The following is a 307-nucleotide window of genomic DNA, read 5'->3' on the forward strand; positions in this document are numbered from 1 at the left end:
GGCAGGACGATCCGGCCCAGATTTTGATTTCACTGCTTTTCATAACCAAAGAACATACCCCTCGCCCCATTTTGGTCTTCAGCATCATAGCAAACTCTTGCCCCTAGGACGATAACGGCTCCTCAGGAGCCAGGGGCAGCCGCACCGTGAAGGTGGTGCCCTGGCCTTCTTCGCTTTACAGACTCACTTCGCCGCCGTGATAGAGGGCCGCGTGCTTGACAATGGACAACCCCAAGCCCGTGCCGCCGGTTTCCTTGGAGCGACTTTTGTCCAAGCGGTAGAAGCGCTCGAAGATCTTCTCCTGGGC

General features: G+C 57.0%; 1 protein-coding gene. It reads right to left on the minus strand.

Annotation, left to right across the window (positions count from 1 at the left end; all coding sequences use genetic code 11):
- Positions 1-175 precede the first annotated feature (175 nt).
- A complete protein-coding gene (locus PZH32_RS12595) occupies positions 176-295 on the minus strand; it encodes an ATP-binding protein (protein WP_275208588.1) in 120 nt (39 codons plus the stop codon).
- Between the last annotated feature and the right edge of the window lie 12 nt (positions 296-307).

This window comes from Adlercreutzia equolifaciens, from assembly GCF_029076695.1.
Lineage (GTDB): Bacteria > Actinomycetota > Coriobacteriia > Coriobacteriales > Eggerthellaceae > Adlercreutzia > Adlercreutzia equolifaciens_A.